General features: G+C 61.4%; 20 protein-coding genes. 10 read left to right on the top strand and 10 right to left on the bottom strand.

Going from position 1 to position 22,253, the window contains the following annotated elements:
* Window positions 1-311, bottom strand: a 311-nt coding sequence (locus QKD99_RS10185; RefSeq protein ID WP_347951375.1) for a 2'-5' RNA ligase family protein, incomplete at its 3' end; no start/stop codon positions are given.
* A 104-nt stretch (window positions 312-415) separates the two neighbouring features.
* Between QKD99_RS10185 and QKD99_RS10180 the strand changes: the two genes are divergently transcribed.
* The 6 genes from QKD99_RS10180 (at window position 416) to QKD99_RS10155 (ending at window position 8,427) form a co-directional block, all read left to right on the top strand.
* Window positions 416-2,314 carry a fructose-specific PTS transporter subunit EIIC gene (locus QKD99_RS10180; RefSeq protein ID WP_284766767.1) on the top strand — a complete coding sequence of 633 codons (1,899 nt, stop codon included), beginning with the start codon at window positions 416-418 and terminating at the stop codon, window positions 2,312-2,314.
* 532 nt (window positions 2,315-2,846) lie between these two features.
* A complete protein-coding gene (locus QKD99_RS10175) occupies window positions 2,847-3,419 on the top strand; it encodes a CAP domain-containing protein (RefSeq protein WP_284766768.1) in 573 nt (190 codons plus the stop codon).
* Window positions 3,420-3,631: 212 nt separating this feature from the next.
* On the top strand, window positions 3,632-4,393 hold the full coding sequence (locus tag QKD99_RS10170; RefSeq protein WP_347951374.1) for a 5-oxoprolinase subunit PxpA: 762 nt from the start codon (window positions 3,632-3,634) through the stop codon (window positions 4,391-4,393).
* Window positions 4,393-5,967 (top strand): 5-oxoprolinase/urea amidolyase family protein, encoded by a 1,575-nt coding sequence (locus QKD99_RS10165; protein WP_347951373.1) that lies wholly within the window; start codon window positions 4,393-4,395, stop codon window positions 5,965-5,967. Before QKD99_RS10170 ends, QKD99_RS10165 begins: the two co-directional genes overlap by 1 nt.
* Window positions 5,957-7,738 (top strand): biotin carboxylase N-terminal domain-containing protein, encoded by a 1,782-nt coding sequence (locus tag QKD99_RS10160; RefSeq protein WP_284868806.1) that lies wholly within the window; start codon window positions 5,957-5,959, stop codon window positions 7,736-7,738. Before QKD99_RS10165 ends, QKD99_RS10160 begins: the two co-directional genes overlap by 11 nt.
* Window positions 7,739-7,806: 68 nt before the next feature.
* Window positions 7,807-8,427, top strand: coding sequence for a GntR family transcriptional regulator (locus QKD99_RS10155; protein WP_347951372.1), 621 nt, complete (start codon window positions 7,807-7,809; stop codon window positions 8,425-8,427).
* Here the strand turns inward: QKD99_RS10155 and QKD99_RS10150 are convergent.
* The 3 genes from QKD99_RS10150 to QKD99_RS10140 form a co-directional block, all read right to left on the bottom strand.
* Window positions 8,424-9,194: a putative hydro-lyase gene (locus QKD99_RS10150; RefSeq protein WP_225745856.1), complete on the bottom strand. Its 771-nt coding sequence runs from the start codon at window positions 9,192-9,194 to the stop codon at window positions 8,424-8,426. The genes QKD99_RS10155 and QKD99_RS10150 overlap by 4 nt on opposite strands.
* Window positions 9,194-10,357 carry an NRAMP family divalent metal transporter gene (locus tag QKD99_RS10145; RefSeq protein ID WP_156794305.1) on the bottom strand — a complete coding sequence of 388 codons (1,164 nt, stop codon included), beginning with the start codon at window positions 10,355-10,357 and terminating at the stop codon, window positions 9,194-9,196. Before QKD99_RS10145 ends, QKD99_RS10150 begins: the two co-directional genes overlap by 1 nt.
* Before the next feature lie 187 nt (window positions 10,358-10,544).
* A complete protein-coding gene (locus tag QKD99_RS10140) occupies window positions 10,545-11,447 on the bottom strand; it encodes a DUF559 domain-containing protein (protein ID WP_347951371.1) in 903 nt (300 codons plus the stop codon).
* Between the two features lie 252 nt (window positions 11,448-11,699).
* Between QKD99_RS10140 and QKD99_RS10135 the strand changes: the two genes are divergently transcribed.
* Window positions 11,700-12,743 (top strand): ribonuclease HI, encoded by a 1,044-nt coding sequence (locus QKD99_RS10135; protein ID WP_347951370.1) that lies wholly within the window; start codon window positions 11,700-11,702, stop codon window positions 12,741-12,743.
* Window positions 12,744-12,903: 160 nt separating this feature from the next.
* Here the strand turns inward: QKD99_RS10135 and galK are convergent, their stop codons facing one another.
* The 6 genes from galK to QKD99_RS10105 all read right to left on the bottom strand — a co-directional run bounded on the left by galK (window position 12,904) and on the right by QKD99_RS10105 (window position 18,642).
* Entirely contained in the window at window positions 12,904-14,103 is a 1,200-nt protein-coding gene (gene galK, locus QKD99_RS10130; RefSeq protein WP_347951369.1) for a galactokinase, read from the bottom strand.
* Window positions 14,096-15,190, bottom strand: coding sequence for a galactose-1-phosphate uridylyltransferase (galT, locus tag QKD99_RS10125; protein WP_250408864.1), 1,095 nt, complete (start codon window positions 15,188-15,190; stop codon window positions 14,096-14,098). Before galT ends, galK begins: the two co-directional genes overlap by 8 nt.
* Entirely contained in the window at window positions 15,190-15,432 is a 243-nt protein-coding gene (locus QKD99_RS10120; protein WP_005322508.1) for a hypothetical protein, read from the bottom strand. The genes galT and QKD99_RS10120 overlap by 1 nt, the downstream gene beginning before the upstream one ends.
* Window positions 15,433-15,442: 10 nt before the next feature.
* Window positions 15,443-17,092 (bottom strand): sodium:solute symporter family protein, encoded by a 1,650-nt coding sequence (locus tag QKD99_RS10115; protein WP_225745861.1) that lies wholly within the window; start codon window positions 17,090-17,092, stop codon window positions 15,443-15,445.
* A gap of 11 nt (window positions 17,093-17,103) precedes the next feature.
* On the bottom strand, window positions 17,104-18,003 hold the full coding sequence (locus tag QKD99_RS10110) for an aldose epimerase (protein WP_347951368.1): 900 nt from the start codon (window positions 18,001-18,003) through the stop codon (window positions 17,104-17,106).
* Window positions 18,004-18,198: 195 nt separating this feature from the next.
* Window positions 18,199-18,642 (bottom strand): YdcF family protein, encoded by a 444-nt coding sequence (locus QKD99_RS10105; protein WP_347951367.1) that lies wholly within the window; start codon window positions 18,640-18,642, stop codon window positions 18,199-18,201.
* Between the two features lie 130 nt (window positions 18,643-18,772).
* Between QKD99_RS10105 and QKD99_RS10100 the strand changes: the two genes are divergently transcribed.
* The 3 genes from QKD99_RS10100 to QKD99_RS10090 are packed head-to-tail and all read left to right on the top strand — an operon-like array spanning window position 18,773 to window position 22,241.
* The gene (locus tag QKD99_RS10100) at window positions 18,773-19,762 is read left to right on the top strand and encodes a LacI family DNA-binding transcriptional regulator (protein WP_347951366.1); all 990 of its coding nucleotides are present in this window, start codon (window positions 18,773-18,775) and stop codon (window positions 19,760-19,762) included.
* On the top strand, window positions 19,759-21,303 hold the full coding sequence (locus tag QKD99_RS10095; protein WP_347951365.1) for a sugar ABC transporter ATP-binding protein: 1,545 nt from the start codon (window positions 19,759-19,761) through the stop codon (window positions 21,301-21,303). The genes QKD99_RS10100 and QKD99_RS10095 overlap by 4 nt, the downstream gene beginning before the upstream one ends.
* The gene (locus tag QKD99_RS10090) at window positions 21,300-22,241 is read left to right on the top strand and encodes an ABC transporter permease (RefSeq protein WP_049378628.1); all 942 of its coding nucleotides are present in this window, start codon (window positions 21,300-21,302) and stop codon (window positions 22,239-22,241) included. Before QKD99_RS10095 ends, QKD99_RS10090 begins: the two co-directional genes overlap by 4 nt.
* Window positions 22,242-22,253: the final 12 nt, after the last annotated feature.

Raw genomic sequence — 22,253 nt, 5'->3', positions numbered from 1 at the left:
CTGATTTTTCGCGCGGCAATCTCTAACTCGTCAGTGGTCTCCAGCAGCCAGGCCACCGTCTGTTTACGCTTGGTGCCAAAAATGACGTTTCCTACCCGACGAAAATCCGCTGGGATAACGGCCGGCAGCAGCTGGGCGGCCAAATCCACCACTTCCGGCTGCATTTCCGGGGAGAAAGTGATCGTGATGTGCGGGCGTTGCCGCTGGATTGGAAAGCCGCGCTCAGCAAGACCGGCAAAGATGTCGCGCACCTGATCTTCCTGCGTTTGCGGCAGGTAGAGCAAGATATTATCCGGCGATGTTTTACTCACGAGCGAGCGTTCCCTTTCTATAGCGGAGTGCCTCCAGCGTACCGGCCATCGAGTAGGCAACCTCCTCTTGTGTCAACGCAAACGATTGCCGTTTAATGAGAGTCATGAGCACTTCAGAGTCATCGCCCCTCATCCTCGCCATCACGGCGTGTCCGACGGGCATCGCGCATACCTACATGGCGGCCGAGAATCTCGAGGCCGCAGCCCAAGAGCTGGGCTATCGCATCAAGATTGAAACTCACGGTTCCATCGGCGTAGAGGGAACCTTTAGCAAGCAAGATATCGACGAAGCCGATGCCATTGTCATTGGTGCCGATACGGTCATTTCCAAGGACCGCTTCCACGGCAAGCGACTCGAGGCCACCGGCGTGGACGAGGCCATCAAACACCCGAAGGAACTGCTCAGCAGGTCCTTGAGCGCCTCGCGCTGGGAGGGATCTTCCGAGAAGACGGAGGAAGAGACGCCTCGCAAAAATAGCGTAGGTCAAACCTTGTACAAGGCACTGATGAACGGCGTCTCACACATGATCCCGTTCGTGGTGACCGGCGGTCTGCTCATTGCAGTCGCCCTCTCCATCGGCGGCACGCCCACGCCCGAGGGCATGGCGATTCCGGAAGATAGCTTCTGGAACACAGTCAATGAGCTCGGTGCTTTGGCGTTCTCGCTGATGGTCCCGGTCCTCTCCGGCTACATTGCAGTGGGCATCGCGGATCGCCCGGGCCTTGCCCCTGGCCTTATTACCGGACTCATCGCCACCACCGGCTCGCTTTACGGTTCTGAGGCAGGTGCCGGATTCTTGGGTGGCATTGTCACCGGTATTTTGTCCGGTTATGTGGCTCTTGCTATTAAGAAGATTCCGGTGCACAAGTTCATCGCACCGATTTGGCCCATCATCGTCATCCCGATTTTCACCACGCTCATCGTGGGGCTCATCTTCATCTTGCTCATTGGCGCACCGGTCTCGGCCGCGTTCGAGGCAATGACCAACTATCTCGCTGGAATGCAGGGCTCCTCCGTCATCGTGCTGGGCCTTATCCTGGGCGCCATGATCGCCTTCGATATGGGTGGCCCCTTCAATAAAACGGCCTTCCTCTTCGGCGGCGGTATGATCGCGGCCGGCAATGCGGCGCCGATGGGCATGGCGGCATGTGCGATTGCCGTACCTCCCCTCGCTGTGGGCGTAGCTACGCTCCTGCGCCGCCGCTGGTTTACCAAGGCCGAAAATGATGCGGGCATCGCCGCATTGTTCATGGGATTCTTCGGCATCACCGAGGGCGCCATCCCGCTCGCGGCCGCACGCCCGCTACAAGTTATCCCCGCCAATGTTGCCGGTGGTGCCGTAGCCGGTGCACTCGCCGGTCTTTTCGGTGCACAAGACCACGTTATGCACGGCGGCCCCATCGTCGCGGTGCTCGGCGCGGTAGATAACGTCGTTGGCTTCTTTATCGCCATGCTTGCCGGCATCGCTGTCTGTGCTGGCCTTATTCTCCTGCTCGTAGGACTGACGCAGCGCAAGGACAAACCGCTGGTTGCTGTCGACACGATTAGCCTCGATAAAGATCTGGGTTCTTCTAGCGAAGAGGTCATTCGCTCCATGGTGAAGCTCACCTCCGCGCGCATGTCCGATGCAGAGGCGGTCGCTAGCGCCGCATTGAAGCGCGAATCTACCCGTTCCACTGGTGTGGGTCACGGCGTGGCCATTCCGCACGCTCGGTCTGCCGGGGTGAAGGTACCAACTCTCGCCTTCGCGCGCCTACCCGAAGGTATTACATGGGGAGAAGGCGAAGAACCGACTAATCTTGCCTTCCTTATCGCTGTGCCTGAAAATGCCGGCAAGCAACACCTCAAGCTACTCTCCAAGCTGGCGCGCAGCATTATGAAGGAAGACTTCCGCAACCAGCTTTATGGCGCACAAACCCGCAAGGAAGCAGCCGAGATCATTTCCTCGGCCCTTTCCCCTGCCCCAGCTTCTCAAGGGACAGAAACGCCCGCAAAGGCATAATACTTTGCTCAATGTGGCGCTCGGCGATTCATCGCCGGGCGCTTTTCTTATTCCTTTCTAAACCCCGTTCACCGAGCACACAACGACGCCGAGAGACAACTGCCAGGCAACACCCATAGAAGCAAAGGACAGGTAGAGGTTAAGCAGCCTAGTAAATCTCATGATCTTTATAGGTTCTACCAAGAAACGGACGAATTTCCCTATGCCCGACTTAAAACTCCACCCTCAAAACTCAAGCACTTACTGCTTCTCCGAGAATCTAAGACATTGACTAGAGACCACCCCCGTTGGGGAGGGGAAATACGCAACCAACTGAGGGATTTCAGGAGTTTCCTAACTCAGTTCGAGAAATAACTAAGAAGTAATTAGTTATACGGAACATCAACTTCAAATATTCTAATAATTGCTGTTCAAGTCGCTTTTATCCGCTGGAATTGATTAACTTGTAAACAAAGGGGAACGGATTTTTTCCTGTAATTTTCCCAGTTTCCCGCCTGATTCTCCGCCAGGTTACAGAAGAAAGGTTCCGCTCATGTTCACCCCCGCTGTTCGCTTCTCCACCAAAAAATTTGTAGCCCCCACCCTTGCGGCAGCCATCACTTTGGGAATTTGCGTTGCACCTGCTGAAGCCTCCAGCTCCCTAAGTTCCTCGAGCGACTTTAAAGGCGCGAACCTTCCGGTGCCGACGCTAAACCTTCCCGCCGCGCCGGCCACAGCAGCGAAGCCCGCCGCTCCGGCTTCCAATCGCGTGCAGAGCATCATCAACCACACCAACGAATACCGCCAGGCGCACGGCCTGCGCCCGGTTCGCGCTAATGCCGCACTCAATGGGCTGGCTCAAGATTGGGCCGACCAGCTAGTGCGCGCGGATAAGCTCAGCCACCGCCCGCAGCACTGGAACTACTACCCTTCCAATATCCCGGCCGGCGGCGAGAATGTCCTGCAGGCGTGGAGCGACTATTCCGATGCCCTCTTGGTCAAGCTTTGGTACGAATCCCCGGGCCACCGCAAGATTATGCTGGACCCACGCGCCAAGACCATCGGAGTCGGCGTTGCCATTAACTCTGAAGGCAAGCTCTACGCTGTCCAAAACTACGGACGCTAAAGATTTCACAAGCTAGGACCTTCGAGCCCTTGGGCTCTAGCAGGCCATGCCGCCTCCTCCCGGACCTCGCACCCGGGGCGGGGCGGTTTTCTCGTGCCAGGGTGGGGGTGCACACGCGGGTAAATGAAACGTAACCGCCTTCACAAATGGCAGTGGCGAGGGTTACACTTAATGACATTCGAATTGTTCAACAATCTTAAGGACGGTGTTGAATGTCCTCGCTCCATATCGATCTCAATGCGGATTTGGGAGAAACCACTGCAGGCAATCCGGTCGCAGATGACGCAGCGATGCTGGAGATGGTGTCCTCTGCAAACGTGGCCACCGGCTTCCATGCGGGCGACCCGCACTCGATTGCCGGCACGCTCAAGGCGGCCGCAGAAGCAGGCGTGACCGTAGGTGCGCACGTGGGTTATAACGACGCCGCGGGTTTCGGCCGCCGTTTTATCGATTACAACCCGGACGAGCTTGCAGATGAGGTGACCTACCAAATTGGCGCGCTCGACGCTTTGGCTCGCGCCAATGGCACCAAGGTCTCCTATGTAAAACCGCACGGTGCGATGTATAACGCGATCGTGAAAGATGAGGCGCAGGCAGAAGCCGTCATCAAGGGCATTAAGGCCTTTGGAGACTTGCCGGTGATGTTGCTGCCTGGGGGTGTAGCGGTGGACATCGCCAAGCGCAGCGGGCTTACCGTCATCCGTGAGGCCTTTGCGGACCGCAACTACAATCCCGATGGCACGCTGGTCTCACGCAAGGAGGCCAATGCGGTGCTCGGCAGCGCCGATGAGGTGGTACAGCGAGTACTGGAGGTAGCACAGACCGGGTCGATTACGGCCGTGGATGGCACGAAGCTTGAGGTGGATGCGCAATCCGTATGCACCCACGGTGATTCGCCTGGCGCGGTGAAGCTGCTGCGCGGTGTGGTGGAGCGCCTGCAGGAAGAAGGCATCGAGATTCGGAGCTTTATCTAATGCACATTAATTTTGTGGGCACGCGCGCGTTGCTCATTGACCTGGATGGATTGAACCAGGTCATGGATTGGCACGCGGCACTTTCTGCCAAGCCGTTGAAAAATCAGGTGGATTGCATCGCGGCCGCCACCACCCTGCTACTGACGTTCGAAGCGCCGGATTCGGCGCGCGATGCGGCCGAATTCCTGCAGGACTTCTCCCCTGCCGCCGCGACGGCTGCGGAAGCGCGCACGGTAGAAATCGATGTGCTCTATGACGGCGAGGATGTGGACGAGGCCGCGGACCTGCTGGGGCTTTCGCGCGAAGCGCTCATAAACTGGCATACCTCTACCGAGTGGACCGCGGCATTCGGTGGCTTTGCCCCTGGCTTTACCTACTGTGCGCCGTCGGACCCCTCCCAGGCGCGTGCGGTGCCACGCCGCTCCAGTCCCCGTACCGCGGTGCCGGCCGGTGCTGTAGGTATCGCGGGTGAGTTTTCCGCGGTGTACCCGCGCGTTTCCCCGGGCGGCTGGCAGTTGCTAGGTACCACCAATACGCCGATGTGGGATTCCAATGCCAACCCGCCGGCGCTGGTACAGCCGGGAGACCGCGTGCGCTATCGCAGCGTGGATAAGCTGCCGGAGCTTGTTGATCACTCTGCCCGCTCGAAGCGTGCCCCTGCCCGCTTGCCGCGCATGGAGGTTATCGATGCCGGCCTGCTCACCCTCTACCAAGATTTGGGCCGCCCCGGTGTGGGCGATCTCGGCGTGACCCCCTCCGGTGCCGCCGACCGCGCCGCCGCCGCGACCGCCAATGTGGCCGTGGGCAACCCGCGCGGGGCAACAGTGCTGGAGAATATCGGCGGCATTAAGCTCCACGCGCTCACCGATACCGTCATTTGCGTCACCGGCGCGACCGCCCGTGTGCGCCTCGGCGAGATGCCGGTTCACCTTGCTCGCCCCGTGCTGGTCACGGCCGGGCAAACCGTCACGGTGGACCCTGCAACGGTAGGCATGCGCAATTACGTGGCCATCCGCGGCGGCATCATCGCTGAATCCGAGCTCGGCTCCGCGGCCACCGACGTCCTTTCTGGCCTTGGTCCGGACCCGGTCACCACCGGCGATGTCATCGGCGTGCTGCCTCGCTCTACCGGCATGACCGACGCCCAGCTAGCCAACCCACTGCGCGTTTCTGAAAGCTCCGACGGCAAAACCCGCGCCACCTTGCGCTGCGTACTTGGACCGCGCGATGACTGGTTTGGCGATAATGTCTCCGCCTTCCTAGATGCCGAGTGGACCGTCACCTCGGATTCCAACCGCGTGGGCCTGCGCCTCGATGGCGAAGAGCCGATTGAGCGCGTTAAAGACGGCGAGCTCCCCTCCGAGGGCATGGTCGCCGGCTCGATCCAAATCCCGCCCAATGGCAAGCCCGTGGTCTTCCTCCGCGATCACGCCGTGACCGGCGGTTACCCGGTCATCGCCACCGTATTGGAAGAAGATATTGATATTGCTGCGCAGCTGCCACCCGGCGCGCGCGTGAACTTTGAACTCGTAGCACCCCAAGCCTTGAACACTGGAGAACAGAATGCAGATTAAGACCGTCCTCATTGCTAACCGCGGCGAGATTGCCGTGCGTATCGCCCGCGTCGCCCGTGACCTGGGCATTAAATCCATCGCCATTTATTCCGAAGCGGATGCTGGTGCGTTGCATACCCAGGTAGCGGACGAAGCCTATGCTCTGCCGGGCAATACCGCGGCCGATACCTACATGAACGTGCCCGCACTGCTCGATATCGCGGTGCGCGCCGGCGCCGATGCCATCCACCCGGGCTACGGCTTCTTGTCCGAGAACGCCGACTTTGCCCGCACGGTTACCGAGGCCGGCATGATCTGGATTGGCCCTTCCCCGGAGTCCATCGAGCTCCTCGGTGACAAGATTGCAGCGCGCCGCGTGGCCGAGGAGGTCGGCGCGCCGCTGGCACCGGGTACCTCCGATCCCATCGATGACTGGCAGGAGGCCCGCGCCTTTGCCGAAGAGCACGGCCTGCCCATTGCCATTAAGGCCGCATATGGCGGCGGCGGACGCGGCTTGAAGGTCGTGGACAATATGGAAGAGATCGAGGGTGCGTTCAACTCCGCCGGCCGCGAGGCCATGGAGGCTTTCGGCCGCGCCGAGTGCTACGTGGAGAAGTTCCTCACCCACCCGCGCCACGTCGAGGCCCAGGTGCTGGCCGATACGCACGGCAATGTGCGCGTGCTCGGCACCCGCGATTGCTCCACCCAGCGCCGCTTCCAAAAGCTCATTGAGGAGGCTCCGGCGCCCGCGCTTTCCGACGCCCAACGCAACGGCATCATCGAAGGCGCGCGCTCCATTTGTTCCAAGGTGGGCTACACCGGCGCCGGTACCGTGGAATACATTGTCTCCGAGGACGGCACCATTTCCTTCCTCGAGGTCAATACCCGTGTCCAGGTCGAGCACCCAGTTACCGAGGTAGTCACCGGCACCGATATCATCGCCGAGCAATTCCGCATCGCGGCCGGCGAGCCGCTGTCCTTCGATGAGGATCCGCAGTCCCACGGCCATGCTTTTGAGTTCCGTATCAATGCCGAGGACATTCTCAATGGCTTCGCCCCGTGCCCCGGCACCATCGTCTCTTTCGAGCCGCCCACCGGCCCGGGCATCCGCGTAGATTCCGCGGTGCGCTCTGGCTCTATCATCCCGCCGTACTATGACTCCCTGATTGCCAAGCTCGTGGTGTGGGGCCCAACCCGCGAGATCGCCCTAGCCCGCGCCCGCTTTGCCCTGCGCGAGTTCACCGTTACTGGCGTGCGCACTGTACTGCCGTTCCACCGCGACATGATGGATGAGCCTGCACTCATCGGCACTGCCGCACCGGCCGAGGACACCGCTGCCGCTGGTGCCTCCGAAATCGGCGTGTTTACGGACTGGGTGGATCACAACTACCGTCCGTCTGCCGCCAACCAGGTGGAAAAGGTAGAAGCCATCTATACCCAGCGTCGCAATGTGGCCGTAGAAATCGACGGCAAGCTGGTCAACGTCGGCGTCCCCGTCGATTTCCTCGCCGCGCCGGGCGCCGGCTCGGCCGGTGGCTCCGCGTCCACCGCGCCGTCTTCGGCCGGCGCACAGTCTACCGATGACAATGCGGTCACCTCCCCGTTCGAGGCCAACCTCGTGGCCTGGAACGTTGCGGACGGCGATACCGTGGCCGAGGGCGATGCCATCGCCACCGTCGAGGCCATGAAGATGGAATCGGCCATCAAGGCTCCACGCGGCGGTACCATCAAGCTCCTGGCCGCAGAAGGTGACCGTCTGGATTCCTCCAAGGTCATCGCGACCATCGATTAGCGCTCTCGCCATCGTTATGCACCCCATCTTCAATGTGAGGTGCATAACTTTTTAGTACAGTTGTGGTCATGCTTTCCCAGTCTGTCGCCTCCGAGTTGCGCGAGGCCATCTCCGCCGGCGAGTTTCAGCCGGGCGAGCAGCTCAGCGAGGTCAAAGCGGCCGAACGCTTTAACTGCTCGCGCAATACCCTCCGCGAGTCCTTCACCAGGCTTGCCGCGGAGCGCATTGTCGAGCGCATCCCTAATCGCGGCGTCTTCCTCGCCACGCCCGACGCAGACTATATCCGCGACCTCTTTGCTGCTCGCGCGGCTATCGAGCCCGCGGCGGTGCACTGGGGCGAGTTTGCTGATGCCCCCTCGCTCGTCACCCTCACCTCCTCCGCCTTCGACTACGCAGCACGCGGCGAGCACCAGGAAGTCTCCGCCATCAACCAGCGCTTCCACCGCACGCTGGTGGCTGCGCTGGGCTCGCCTACGCTCAATGAGCAGATGGATAATCTTCTCGCCCGCATGCGGCTCACCTTCTTGCTAGCCATTCCGCGCTACCCGCAGCTGCATGCGGACCACATTCAAGGAAATATCACCTTGGCCACGCTCATCGCGGACGGAAAACGCCTCGAGGCCGCCACACTCGCGCATGACAGCCTCATGAATACCTGCGAGAAGATCCTCGCCGTGCTAGACGATTAAGGAATGAGAAAATCTTGATCCCGGGCGTTGGTCACGAGCATCTGGCCCGGTGCGTGCGTAATAGCTAAGCGCGGCTTAGATTCCATCACGATGGCCTGCGGGGTCACACCGCAGGCCCAAAAGACCGGCAGGCAGCCCTCCGGCACTTCGCCCGGATCACCAAAGTCCGGGCGGTTTAAATCCTCAATGCCAATGGCCGCCGGATCACCCACGTGAACCGGGGCACCGTGAACCGATGGGTAACGGGAGGTAATCCGCACGGCATCGGAGACTTGCGCGGCCGGAATCGGGCGCATGGAGACCACCATGGGCCCAGAAAAGACACCGGCCGGGGTGGTGGGAATCGTGGTTTTAAACATCGGCACGTTGCGCTGCTGAGCAATGTGCGCGACCTCAATGCCGTTATCCTGCAGCGCCGTCTCAAAGGTAAAAGAGCAACCAATAAGGAAGCTGACCATGTCTGGGGTGTAGTACGAGGTGGCGTCGGCAAGCGTGGCTGTATGCTCGCCGTTTTCAAAGACGCGGTAGGCCGGAATATCGGTGCGGATGTCCCCACCCGGCAGCAGCTCGGAGGTGTACTGACCAGCTTCCAGCACGCCCACAATCGGGCACGGTTTGGGATTGCGCTGGGCAAAGAGCAAGAAATCAAACGCGTATTCTTGCGGCACGGCCAGCAGGTTAGCCTGCATGAAACCGCGGGCATGCCCGGCGGTGGTGGCCATGTCATGGCTGCGCGCATACTCGCGCACCTGCTCCGGGGTCTGCATTATGCCCACAGCTCGGTAATGCCGGAGAAAGCCTTGAAGCCGATGAAGATGGTAAGTACCCACGCCAGGGCGCCGATAACCAGCAACCACTTGGGATACTTATAGCCTTGCAGGAGGTCGCGGCGGAACCAGGCCACCCACATCACGAGGGCGAAACCGATAGGCAGGATCAGGCCATTGATGGCGCCGGCGAAGATGAGCAACTTCTGCGGCGCGGAGTTGATGGCCACAAAGACTACCGTGCACACCGCAATGAAGATGATGGTGAGGATATTGCGGGTGCGCGTCGAGGTGTCCTGGGAGGTCACGAAGGATACCGAGGTATAGGCGGCGCCGATAACCGAGGACAAACCGGCCGCGAAGAGGACCACGCCGAAGGCGCGCAAGCCAAACTCGCCGGCGGCATTGTAGAAGGCATCCGCCGCGGTGTTGTCATCCGAGAGCGCCACGCCGGTGGCCACCACACCGAGAACCGCCAAGAAGAGGAGCATGCGCATGATGCCGGTGACCACGATGCCGCTTACCGAGGTATAGGTAATGTTCTTGACGTTTTCCACGCCGGTGTGGCCGGAATCGATGAGGCGGTGCGCGCCGGCAAAGGTGATATAGCCGCCCACGGTGCCGCCGATGATGGTGGTGATGACGAAGAAGTCGATCTCGCCCGGCGCGACGGTGTTCTTTAGCGCCTCCCCCACCGGTGGCTGGCTGACCACCGCTACATAGAGCATAAGCAAGATCATGACCGCGCCGAGGACCGCGACGAGGCGGTCAAGCGCCATGCCCGCCTTCTTGGAGAGGAAGATGAAGATCGCGATGGCCGCGGCAATGACACCGCCGATGCGCGAATCGATGCCCAGCATCGCGTTAATGCCCAGGCCAGAACCAGCGATATTGCCGATATTAAAGACCGCGCCGCCGATGAACACGAATACGGCAAGCACCCAGCCCAGGCCGGGGAGCACGGTATTGCCCAAGGTATTGGCGCGCATGCCGGTCACGCAGAGAACGCGCCACACATTGAGCTGGATAGCGATGTCCACGAGGATGGACAGCATAATCGCAAACGCGAAGGATGCGCCCATCTGCACGGTAAAGACCGAGGTCTGGGTCAAAAATCCCGGACCGATGGCGGAGGTGGCCATAAGGAACATGGCACCGGCCATGGCGCCGAGGCCTTTGGGCGGGGTCTTGTCCCCCGCCTGCGCCGGAGTGGCGTGTGATGTCTCAGCACTCACTAGATTTCACCTTTCGTGATGCAGGTCGCATTAATTTGTGATGCGCATCATCTTAAAGGTTGCTATGCCTTTTGTTCAACAACTTTTATGCGTTGTGGGGTGGCGCGGGGGTGATCTAGGCTACTTTTCTCGTTCGTTTTCCCAGGTGTCTAGCGATTATCCGGAAAGCCTCGTCCGGCGCTTTCATATCGCTGGGGCCAAAGCGCAGCACCACGTATCCGCGGTTTTCTAGCGCTCGCTGCCTCTTTATCTGCTGCTTGACCACGTGGGCGGGCGCCTCGCCATAGGTACCGTCATACTTGGCATCGCCATCGACCTCGAGCACCAGCCGGCCATCGAGACAGAGATCCGCCCGATATTTCCCAAGCAGCGGTTTCTGCGGCTCAATATTCACCTGCGGGAACCGCTCAATAATGAGTGCTCGCAGATAGGACTCATAGGGCGATTCCGATCCGCCATACGCATGCTCGATAACCTTACGCATGGCTGCTTGTCCCCTCGTGCGCCGCATCTTTGCTAGTTCTTCGTGCAAGTCATATGTGGTGACGTCATGTTGCCTGAGGGCAGAATCGGTAGCTACCAGGCCATCTGGGAATCCGTGTAGCCGGGCGATTTCGAGGCAGGTGCGGGCGGGATTCGTGGCGCGCACACCCGCTATTGACACCGTGGATTCCTGGAGGGACTTTACCCGGCGGTACCGATAGTCGTTCGCGGTAAGCCTGCGAGGGGGAACGCTTCCCGAAGGCACCGCTAACTCCACCTCCTCCCCTTCCCTGGAAATTACCCACATTCCCCACAGCCGCGCGGCCGATTTGCTGATGAGGACGGCGCGGTGGGTGCTCCACCCGGCAGCGACTACTTTGGCGAATTGTTGTTTATGGCGCACCCATTGCCTCCAGGTGGCCGTAGGAACGGCGACCCAGGGCGCTATCTGGGTGAGCTCACCGCGCTGGAGGGCTAAATGGTGCGGGCTTTCGGCTCCGGCGTAACGAAGGTTGATGAAGTGATCTGTAATCATGTCTTCATCTTCGCGGTTGGCGGGGGCGGGGCACGCATCATGAGGCTCAGGAAGGTGAATTTCCGAGGACCTTGAATGGGCGTCGGAGCCTTAGGTCCAAGATGATCGGGCCGAATTGAGGGCGTTGAGGCTGAATTGAGGGCGGGTTGTGCTCAGATCAGCTCGATCACATTCGACCTAAGGGGAAGCAGCTCAAAGCGGCGGTGTGGGGAATAATTCAGCAGCGCGGGTAACCGTGCTTTACTAGAGATAATGGAACCCATCGAGCTCTCAGAACTAACCGGTACGCAATCGCGCACCTATGGCACCCGCAAGATCACCTCGGACATGGTCTCGGCACCAATCCATGTTGCGGTCGCGCTCTGGGACGAGCGTTGGGATTCCGCCCCCAACGGCACCATCGAAGGCTGGGTCATCGCAGTCAATACTAAGCAGACGCGTTTTGTGCGCCGCGGCCAGACGAAGAAGGGCGATATCGTCGATATCGCCGTGCGCGAGGTCAAACGCGCACTCAAGGGACTCGACGGACGAGTGTGGATTGTCACTGGTCGCAGGCAGAATGCGTTGCGAGCGGCACTCACGGCTGACGGTTTCACGGTGACGGGAAGCTTTGCGGGAGAAAATAGGGCTTCGAAAAGCGCGAGCTCCGTGCGCAGAAAACAAGCCGGCCTGACCGCACGGAAGGCGCGCAAGATGGGTGAGGCACCGAAAAAGAAGCAAGCGGCACAGGTAGAGACGCCGAAAGCACACTGGTGGCCGAACTTCTCGCGCGCCTCCTCATGGTCCAAGGGCGACGTGGTGCGCATAGCCACCGATGCTTCCTCGGATACCGTATTCAAAGGGTCGATGTGCTTCGTTGCGGGCAACGGCGACTACCGGTTACGGACTCGAGAAACCAAGGCGAGTACCGATGAGCTCGAGCTCGAAGCACTGACGCTCGCGCTGAAATACCTGCTCAAGGTGGGTGCGCGAAAGGCGGTCATTGAGTCCGATTCCGTAGCCGCTTTGGAGGCGGTCGAGCAGATTGTGCATAAGCGCGGCTCTAAAGCATCGCGGCCGGGGCGCACGTGGCGAGGGGTGTCTTCGGGTGCGCGGTCCCGATTCCAGCAAGCTTGGGGTGATATCCAAGGTCAATGCGAGATCGATATCCGGCGCGTGCTCGGACATGCGGGGGATCCGCTGAATCGGGCGGCCGACCAGATTGCGTACATGGGGTTGCGCGCGATTGCGCATCCGATGAAGCAGTCTCGCGAGACGCTGCGCGAGGGGATTCAAAAAGCTCTCTCGGCGTTGTGATCCAATTGCTTAGGGCTTAGGGCTGATCTGATCAGGCCGAATTGAGGGAGTTAAGGCCGATCTGAGGCGGCCCAGCCTTCAGATCAGCCTGATCAGTATGGACCTAACGATAAAAGGCGCGCTGGGAGGAGGCGCGACTGAGGCCAGCCGGCCTGCGGAGTTAGGCGAGTCGGCGGGCGCCATCTCCCGGGCGGGCCACCAAGAAGGTAGGTTCTGGGAAGCTGCGGGATGCTGCGGCGTCATAAATGGCCTGGGCAGTGGACTCGACGTCCGAGCGCGGGATGAGCGCGATGACGGCGCCGCCAAAGCCGCCACCAGTCATGCGGGCGCCGAGTTCGCCTGCTGCTGAGAAGGCGGAGTCGAGTTCCGGAGTGGTGACTTCGTAAAGGTCGCGCAGGGAAATGTGGCTTTCGCGCATGAGGCGGCGGAACTCTGCCGGGTCGGACGAGTTGAGCGCGGTGGCGGCGGCCAGGGTGCGGTCGGTTTCGTCCACCACGTGGCGCACGCGACGGCGGTAGAGTTCAGCCTCCTGGGGGTTGACGGTCGCGGCGAAGGCGACGGCATCTGGGATTTCGCGGATGGAGCGGCCGGCGGCAGCCTGGACGGCGTCGATGATGCCGCGGCGGGAGGCATATTGGCCGTCGGAAAGCGTGTGCGGCGCATTGGTGTCCGCGATAAGCAGCACCATGTCCTGGGCCTCGATATTAAACGGCACGCGCTCGACGGCGCCGGTGGAAAAGTCCAGGAATAGCGCCTTGCCGCGCTGGCCGAACAGGCTGGCATTTTGATCCAAGCCGCCGGTAGAGGCGCCAACCACTTCGTTCTCGGCGCGGATGCAGGCTTGGGCCAGCTGCGCGCGGGCGGCGTCATCGGGGGCGTTGCCGTGGCAGAGCTCGTAGGCGGCCACTGCCACGGAGCACTCAAGGGCGGCGGAGCTGGACAGGCCAGAGCCGACGGGGACATCAGAGACGATGGCAATATCGAGGCCGGTGCAGGTCAGGACATCCGCCGCAGTGGCGGCCCAGATGGTGCCGGCGACGTAGCCGGACCAGTTGGAAGGGTGTCCGGGGCGGACTTCGGAGAGTGGGAGGCTGGCCTGGGCAACGCTGCCGTCGAATTCGGAGGCCATTCGGATAAGGCCATCGGTGCGGGGCGCGACGGCAACGGCGGTGTTTTGTTCCAGCGCAAAGGGAATGGAAGCACCGCCGGCGTAATCGATGTGCTCGCCGATGAGGTTGACGCGGCCGGGAGCGGCCCACACGCCGGCGGGCCCGGGCGCGTCCGGGAAGGCAGCGGCGAAGAGGTCGCGGGCCGCGGCGGCAAGCTCCGCATCGCTGCGGGTATCAATCCAGTTAAGCATCCCAGATCTCCTTGAAGCGGGCGGCGATGCGCTCCGGGGTGGTGTCATTAATCCACACGGCCTGCGAGGACTCGGAACCGGCGAGGTACTTCATGCGGCCGGGCGAGCGCATGAGCGAAAAGAGCTGCAGGTGCATGCGGATGCCGGGGCGCAGGTCCGGGTCCACCGGCGCTTGGGTCCAGCCGGCGATATACGGGGTCTTGTCCACGCCATCGAAGAAGCGGTCCACGGCGGAGTAGAGCTTTTTGAGGAGGGGCGCGAGGTCGGCGCGTTGGGCGTCGGTAAGCGCGGCGAAATCGGGTACTTCCTCGTTGGGCAGGACCATGGCTTCGAGCGGCCATTTCGCGGCGGCGGGAACGAAGACGGTGAAGTGCTCGGTTTCGGTGATGATGCGGGTGCCGGCGGCGCGCTCGCGATCAAGGAGATCCTGGAAGAGGTCGCCGTCATAGGCGCGGGCGGAATCCACGATGGAACGCAGGCGCGGCGAGAGGAAGGGATAGGAGTAGATCTGGCCGTGCGGGTGTTGGAGGGTCACGCCGATTTCTTCGCCGCGGTTTTCAAAGGGGAATACCTGCTCCACGCCGTCGATCTGGGATAGCGCGGCGGTGCGGTGAGCCCAGGCCTCGATCACGGTGCGGATGCGCGATTCCGGCAGGTCCTTGAAGGATAGGGCTGGGTCCTCGGTGAAGCACACCACCTCACAGCGGGCGCGGGCGGGAAGGCGCGGCACCATGCCGAGCAGGTTGTCATCCTCCGGGTGCTCGATGTCTGCGGTGGTGGCAAAAGACGGGAAGCGGTTTTCAAAGACCACCACGTCATAGCTGGGGCTGGGGATCTCCGTGGGGAGCTGGCCTTCGCGCGTGGGCGCCAGCGGGTTCTCGTTGGCCGGTGGCAAGAAGGTGCGGTTCATGCGGTGGGCAGCAAAGGCTACCCAATCCCCCGTTAGGGGATCCCGGCGCATTTCGGAAGCGGGGGCGACGGTGGGGATGTCGCGGGCGTCGACAAGCACGCGGTCGGGGTGGGGCTGGTCGTCGAAGTAGAGGATCTCGCGGCCGTCGGCAAGCGTGGCAGAGGTAATCTCAACCATTAGTTTTCTCCTGGGATGGTGATGGGCTTCAGGCGCGCCCACAGCACAAAGGCGGCGGCCACGGCCAACAAAGCAAGGCTTGCCCATAGGTTATCGCTGGCGTTCTTAGCCTGCCCGGTATCCGGGTTGATGCCTGGGTCAAGGAAGAAATAGCAGCCGAGCAAAATCAGGCCGTAGAGGCCGAGGAGTGCGGCGATGACGTTGCGCAGGTCGAATGCACCCGCGCGCTTTTTCTCAGACATGTTGGGCTCCTTAGGCGAAGATGACGTTGAGGGCTACGGCCATCACCAGGCAAATGATGCCCAGCGGGACGGTCTGCTGATACCACGGCAAGGACTTTTCGGTGTAGTCCTCAAAGTGGTCCTTGGGAGTCACGGAAGAGACGAAACCAACCAGCTCGCTATCCGGCTTGGGCTGGGTGAACAGGGTGACCACGATGGATACCAGGATATCCACCACGAAGGCCACACCGGCCGCCACAAAGGCCGTGCCTTGGCCCGGCAGGTTGATGAGGTCAGTGAAGGACGCGACGTACCAGAAAGCGATGGCGGAAGCGGTACCGGCTACGAGTCCGGACCAACCGGCGTGCGGGGTCATGCGCTTCCAGAACATGCCCAGAATGAAGGTGGCAAACAGCGGCGCATTGAAGAAGCCAAACAGGGTTTGCAGGTAGTCCATGATATTGCCAAAGTTTTGCGCGAGCAGCGCGGTAAAGATGGCAATAGCGGTGGCGATAATCGTGGCGATGCGGCCGAACTTCAGGTAGTAGTCATCCTCGCGGTCCTTGACCACGTAGGTCTGCCAGATGTCATAGGAGATGACGGTATTAAAGGCCGAGATATTCGCGGCCATGCCGGCCATGAAGGAAGCGAGCAGGCCGGCGATCGCCACGCCCAGCAGGCCATTGGGCAGAAGGTCGCGCATGAGCAGCAGGATGGCGTCATTCGGCTCCGCGCGCTCCTCCATCAAGTCGGCCACGGATACAGAGGCAACCATACCCGGAATGACCACGAGGAAGGGCACGAACATCTTGGGGAAGGCACCGATGATCGGCGTCTTGCGGGCGGCTGAAATGGAATCGGAGGCCATGGCGCGCTGAACTTCCACGAAGTTGGTGGTCCAGTAACCAAAGGAAAGCACGAAGCCGAGGCCCAGCACGATGCCGATGACGGACCACACTGGGTTCTCAAAACCGGAGATGTCCGTGCCCGGCCACGTGTGGAAGTGCGAATCCTGGGCCACCGCGTCCTTCAGCCCATTCCAACCGCCAACGCGGTTCAAACCAATGATGGTCAGCGGGGCGAGGGCGGCGATGATGACGAAGAACTGGAGAACCTCGTTATAGATGGCGGCCGAAAGGCCACCCAGGGTGATATAGGACAGCACGATGAGGCCGGCCACGAGGAGCGAGACCCACATCTGCCAGCCCAGCAGGGCCTCCACGATCGTGGCCAGCAGGTACAGGTTCACGCCGGCAATAAGCAGCTGGGCCACGGCGAAGGAAATCGCATTAACCAGGTGCGCGGCATTGCCAAAGCGCTTGCGCATGAACTCCGGTACCGAGCGCACCTTGGAGCCGTAGTAGAACGGCATCATCACAATGCCCAAAAAGACCATTGCCGGGATGGCGCCGATCCAGAAGTAATGCATGGTTTGGAAGCCATACTCCACGCCATTGGCGGACATACCGATGATTTCCACCGCACCCAGGTTGGCCGAGACGAAAGCCAGGCCGGTCACCCAGGCGGGCAGTCCCCGGCCGGAGAGGAAGAAGTCGATGGAGCTAGACACTCGAGCTTTGGCGGCCCAGCCGATGCCCAGCACGAAGAGGAAGTAGATGGCTACCAAGAAGTAGTCCACCCAGGAGGCATCGAGCCTCAATACGGATTCAGCAGTCTCCATGGCTGACCTTTCTAGTTATTGTTCTCTGCTGCAAGGCGCAGCGTGAATCTCTGCGGTTTCTGAGCGCTCAGGCGCACGAGGTCTTCCCCGCTGCGCAGCGCATTCGGCGGCGCGCTCATCGGCTCCACGGCCAATGCCTTGCCGGGGCCGCCTGCCCGCGGGAAATCGGCCGGGGTAAACATCTGCACCCAGTTCAGGCCTTCGCCCATCTCCAGGCGCACACCCTTTCCACCGGCCGAATACACGGCCGTCAGTGGGCCTTCGCCGTGGAAGCAATCGTCCCAGTCCACCTCGGCGATGGGCTGATTAACAATGCGCACCTGCTCCGTCTTTCCCGTAGGCAGGTTGCGGGCGCCTAGCAGGTAGCGCTTGCCGACGTCCACACTGAGCACCGCTTCCTCCGCCCCAGCTCCCTGTGGGGAGAGGTAGAGGTGCAGCCCATAGGCGAAGGGAACCTCACCGGGCTCCGTGGTGCGTGCGGTCAGCTGGTGGTGCAATCCCTGCTCATCGAGGGTATAGGTGGCCTCTAGCTGAATCGCCCACGGCCAGCCCTGGCGCGGCTCAATATCAAAGGCAAGAGCCACCCGGTTGTCCGAGCGTTCCTTGACGTGCCACCAATCCACCGCGAATCCATGGATGGCGTTATTGCGCTCCGGCTCCGTGATGCCTAACTGGTGGGCAGTCCCCTGCCATTCAAACCAGCCATCTTCGGTGCGATTCGGCCACGGCGCCAGCACCACTCCGGCCATCAGCGGCGGCTTGCCTTCGTAGCTTTCTACCAAGGGCGCGCCGCGATAGGTCAGCGCCTTGAGTGCACCGCCGAATAGACCAATCTCGGCCGCATAATCGCCATGGGCAAGTGCGACGCTGGGGTAGTCAGCGTCAGGGCCAGCCGCTCCTCCACTGGTCATAACAAAGACCTTTCTGGCTATAACTTTCGTTGCATTTAGCCTAGGAGTACTGCGAAGCGTCGGTCAATCGTTTGCATAACTGCCGACTCAACCCCACGGTTTCAGCAGCTCACCGCCCTTGAGTTAACCTCCAGTTAACCTCTTTCGGGGTTGGAAGCGCCGGTGGACAGCGGGCCGCCACACCGGGCGGGAACCCTACCCCCGCATCCGCCGCCACACTATTCGCGCCGCGGAGTGTGGCGTAGCCAAGACTTCGCGCAGGTAATTGCGCGGCATCAACCGCCACGGGGTGCGCGCGGAATGCAGGTGCACACCAATACCCAAGTGCCAAGCCCACAACGCTGTGCGCAGGATATGAAAATCATTGGTCACCACGTGCAATACGGCATCCGGGGCCAAGCGGTGGGCATTCTCTAGATTTTCATTAGTGCTCGTGGCTTCCAGTTCCACCACAATGTTCTCGTCCGGCACGCCACGTTCGATGAGGTATGTAGCCATTGGTCCCGCCTCACCACGGCCGGAGACAATGATGCGCTGACCGCTATAAAGCGCCAACGCCTTATCAAGGCGCGAGCGCAGCATAGCACCGGGATAGCCATGGGTTACGCGGGAGCCCAAAACAAGGAGCGGGTCAGACATGGATACCAGCATAGACTTGCCAGCTCTTGACAGGAAGATGGAAATAGCCGTACCTTTAACTCCAATGTGCAATCGATTGCACCCGGGAGGGCCAGAAGCCGGCCCACACGCCTAAACCAAGGAGGACAGCATGGCCGGAACCACTCTCAAGGACGTGGCCGCTGCTGCTGGAGTATCCATTTCCACCGCGTCCCGTTCGCTCTCGGGCAACCCAGCCATCTCGGAGTCCACGCGCCAACGCGTCAAGGATACGGCCATCAAGCTCAACTATAGGCCCAATGCTCAAGCCCGGGCATTGCGCAGCTCCCGCTCCAATGCCATCGGCCTGGTTATCCCCAGCCTGGACAATGCCTACTTCGCCGCGATGGCCGCAGCCATCGAAGAAGCCGCCGATAAGCAGGGCCTAGCCACGATGATCACCAGTTGCGGCGAGGATCCACAGCGGCTGGTCAAGGCACTCGATGCCCTCATGGAACGCCAGGTGGACGGCATTATCGCCGTACCGCTCGAAGGCGCTGAAGAAGCACTCGAGCAGGCGCGCAGCTACCGTCCGCTCGTGCTCATTGACCGCGCCCTGGGCCAAATTCCTGCAGTGCTCTCAGACCCCCACTCGGGCATGAAACAAGCCGTGGAACAACTCAAGGAGAAGGGGCATACGCACATCGGCTACCTGTCCGGGCCGCAGGAAACCTCCACCGGCCGCCAGCGCCTCCAAGCATTCAAAACAGCCACCCGCGGTATGCCTGCCCATATCCACCACGGCAGCTACCGCCACCGCGAGGGCTATAAGGGTGCTATCGCACTCCTGCAGGAAGGCGTCACCGCGCTCATTGCCGGAGATTCCATGATGACGGCCGGCGCGCTGGAGGCCTGTCATAATGCGGGCAAGCGCATCGGAGAAGAAATCGCGCTCGTCGGCTTCGATGATTTCATCTACCTGCGCTTCCAACCCTCCCCTATCTCAGTGGTAGACCAGGATGTGGCCAGAATGGGCGAGACCGCCACAGCCAAGCTCATCACGGCAATCAATGATAAGCACCAACCGGAAGGCGAGGTGCTAGAAACCCGCTACATCCCGCGCATGTCCACCGCCCACCAACTCGATGGAGCCACGCCATGAGTAACTGCGTTTTGCGCCTGGACAATGTCACCAAGTCCTTCGGACCGGTGGAGGTTATTAAGGGGGTAGACCTCACCGTCCGCCGCGGCCAGGTGCAGGCCTTGTTGGGTGAAAACGGCGCGGGAAAATCCACCCTCATCAAGATGATTGCCGGCGTGCACGAACCAGATTCCGGCCGCATCCTGGTAGATGGCGCAGAGGTGAAAATCCCAGATACCAAGGCATCTGAGGCACTGGGCATCGCCACCATTCACCAAGAGCTCAACCTTGTACCCACCATGTCCGTGGCTGAGAACATCATGCTCGGGCGCACCCCACGCCGCTTCGGGTTGGTCAATCGCAAGCATCTCAAGGCGCAAGCCCAAGCAGCACTGCACCTTATCGGCTTGGACGTGGACCTAGACATGCCGGTGGGTGAGCTGGGTGTGGCCAAGCAGCAGCTCGTGGAAATCGCCAAGGCGCTGTCTATGAACGCGCGCATTCTCATCCTGGACGAGCCCACAGCCGCGCTCACCGGCAAGGAGGTCGATGCGCTCTTTGCCGTGCTCGAGGAGCTCAAGGCTAAGGGCGTGGCCATGGTCTTTATTAGCCACCATTTGGAGGAGCTGGCGCGCATTGCAGAGACCATCAGCGTGCTGCGCGATGGCTCTTTCATCGCCGAGGTCCCAGCCGATACGGACGAAGACGAGCTGGTACGGCTCATGGTCGGCCGCGAGATTGACAATCAGTACCCGCGCGAGGTTCCGCCTGAGCGCGGTGAGGCCCTGCTGGAGGTCTCCGAGCTGACTTCCGCAGGCGCCTTTCACGACGTCACCTTCACCGTCCACGCCGGCGAAGTCGTCGGCCTTGCCGGGCTCGTAGGCGCCGGCCGCACCGAAATCATTCGCGCCATCGCGGGCGCTGACCCATACGATTCCGGCACCATCCGCGTCGACGGCACGCAGCTGCGCAGCGACGATATCCGTGCCGCCATCCGCGCCGGCGTGGGTCATATCCCCGAAGACCGCAAATCCCAAGCGCTAGTTCTAGATGCCTCCGTGGGCGATAACCTCGGCTTCGCCACCCTCTACCCCACCGCCAAGGCGGGGCTAGCAGACCGCAGCGGCCAACGCCGCCGCGCCGGTGACGTAGCAGAGAAGCTGCGCATTCGCATGGCCGATCTCTCCCAGCCCATTCGGAACCTATCCGGCGGCAACCAACAAAAGGCGGTTTTCGGCCGCTGGGTATTGGCCGGCTCCAAAGTCCTCCTCCTCGATGAGCCCACCCGCGGCGTCGACGTCGGCGCCAAGGTAGAGATTTACAACATCATCAATGAGGTCACCGCGGCCGGCGGCGCCGTTCTCATGGCCTCCTCCGATCTGCCCGAGGTGCTCGGCATGTCCGACCGCATCCTCGTCATGTCCGGCGGCCAACTCGCCGGCCAGCTACCCAAAAACTCCACCCAAGATGAGGTCATGGCCTTCGCCGTATCCAACGTGACCTCCGCTACCTCTGCCTCTGCTGCCGCACCTGCCGGCACCAACCCCAAGGATGAAGCATGACCAAGAATCGAGTAGTTAACTGGGCGATGAATAATGGCGCGCTCGTCGGCCTCATTGCCCTGTGCATCGCGCTGTTTATCGCTACACCTTATTTCCTTACCGTGGCGAACCTGCTCAATATCGGCATCCAGGCCGCTACGGTGGCCATCTTGGCCTTCGGCATGACCTTTGTCATCGTCACTGCCGGCATCGACCTCTCAGTGGGCTCGGTCGCCGCGCTCGGCGCCATGGTCTCTGCCTATATGTTCTCCACTGCGGGACTGCCTGGCTGGCTCACCCTGCTTCTCGGCCTGATCGTAGGTGCGCTGGCCGGCGCCATCTGCGGCATGGCCACTGCGTGGGGCAAGATCCCCTCTTTCATCGCGACGCTGGCCATGATGTCCATCGCCCGCGGCCTCACCCTAGTCATCTCCCAGGGCTCACCGATTGAAACCGCGCCAGCCGTTAACGCCTTTGGCGGCGATATCGCAGGCTTCCCCGTCCCCATCATCATGATGGTCATCGCCGGGCTTATCTGCTGGTTCATCCTTGAGCGCACGGTACTCGGCCGTTCCATGTATGCCATAGGCGGCAACCTGGAGGCCGCCCGGCTCTCGGGCTTGCCGGTCAAGCGCATCCAGATCGCCGTCTTTGCACTCTCCGGTTTCTTCGCCGCCTGGGCCGGCATGGTCATGGCCGGTCGCCTCGAATCCGCACAGCCGCAGGCCGGCACCGGCTACGAGCTCGATGCTATTGCGGCCGTCGTCATCGGTGGCGCCTCGCTCTCCGGCGGGCAGGGCAAGGCTACTGGCACTCTGGTCGGCGCGATCTTGCTAGCGGTCATCCGCAATGGCTTGAACCTGCTCAACGTCTCCTCCTTCTGGCAGCAGATCGTCATCGGCCTGGTCATCGCACTGGCCGTCGGCTTCGACGTCATCCGCAATAAGACGGCCAACTAAGGAGCACCCGCC

The sequence above is a fragment of the Corynebacterium sp. c3Ub_189 genome (assembly GCF_039907195.1).
Lineage (GTDB): Bacteria > Actinomycetota > Actinomycetes > Mycobacteriales > Mycobacteriaceae > Corynebacterium.
The sequence above is the reverse complement of the archived record's forward strand: the minus strand, read 5'-3'. Positions and strand labels throughout refer to the sequence as shown.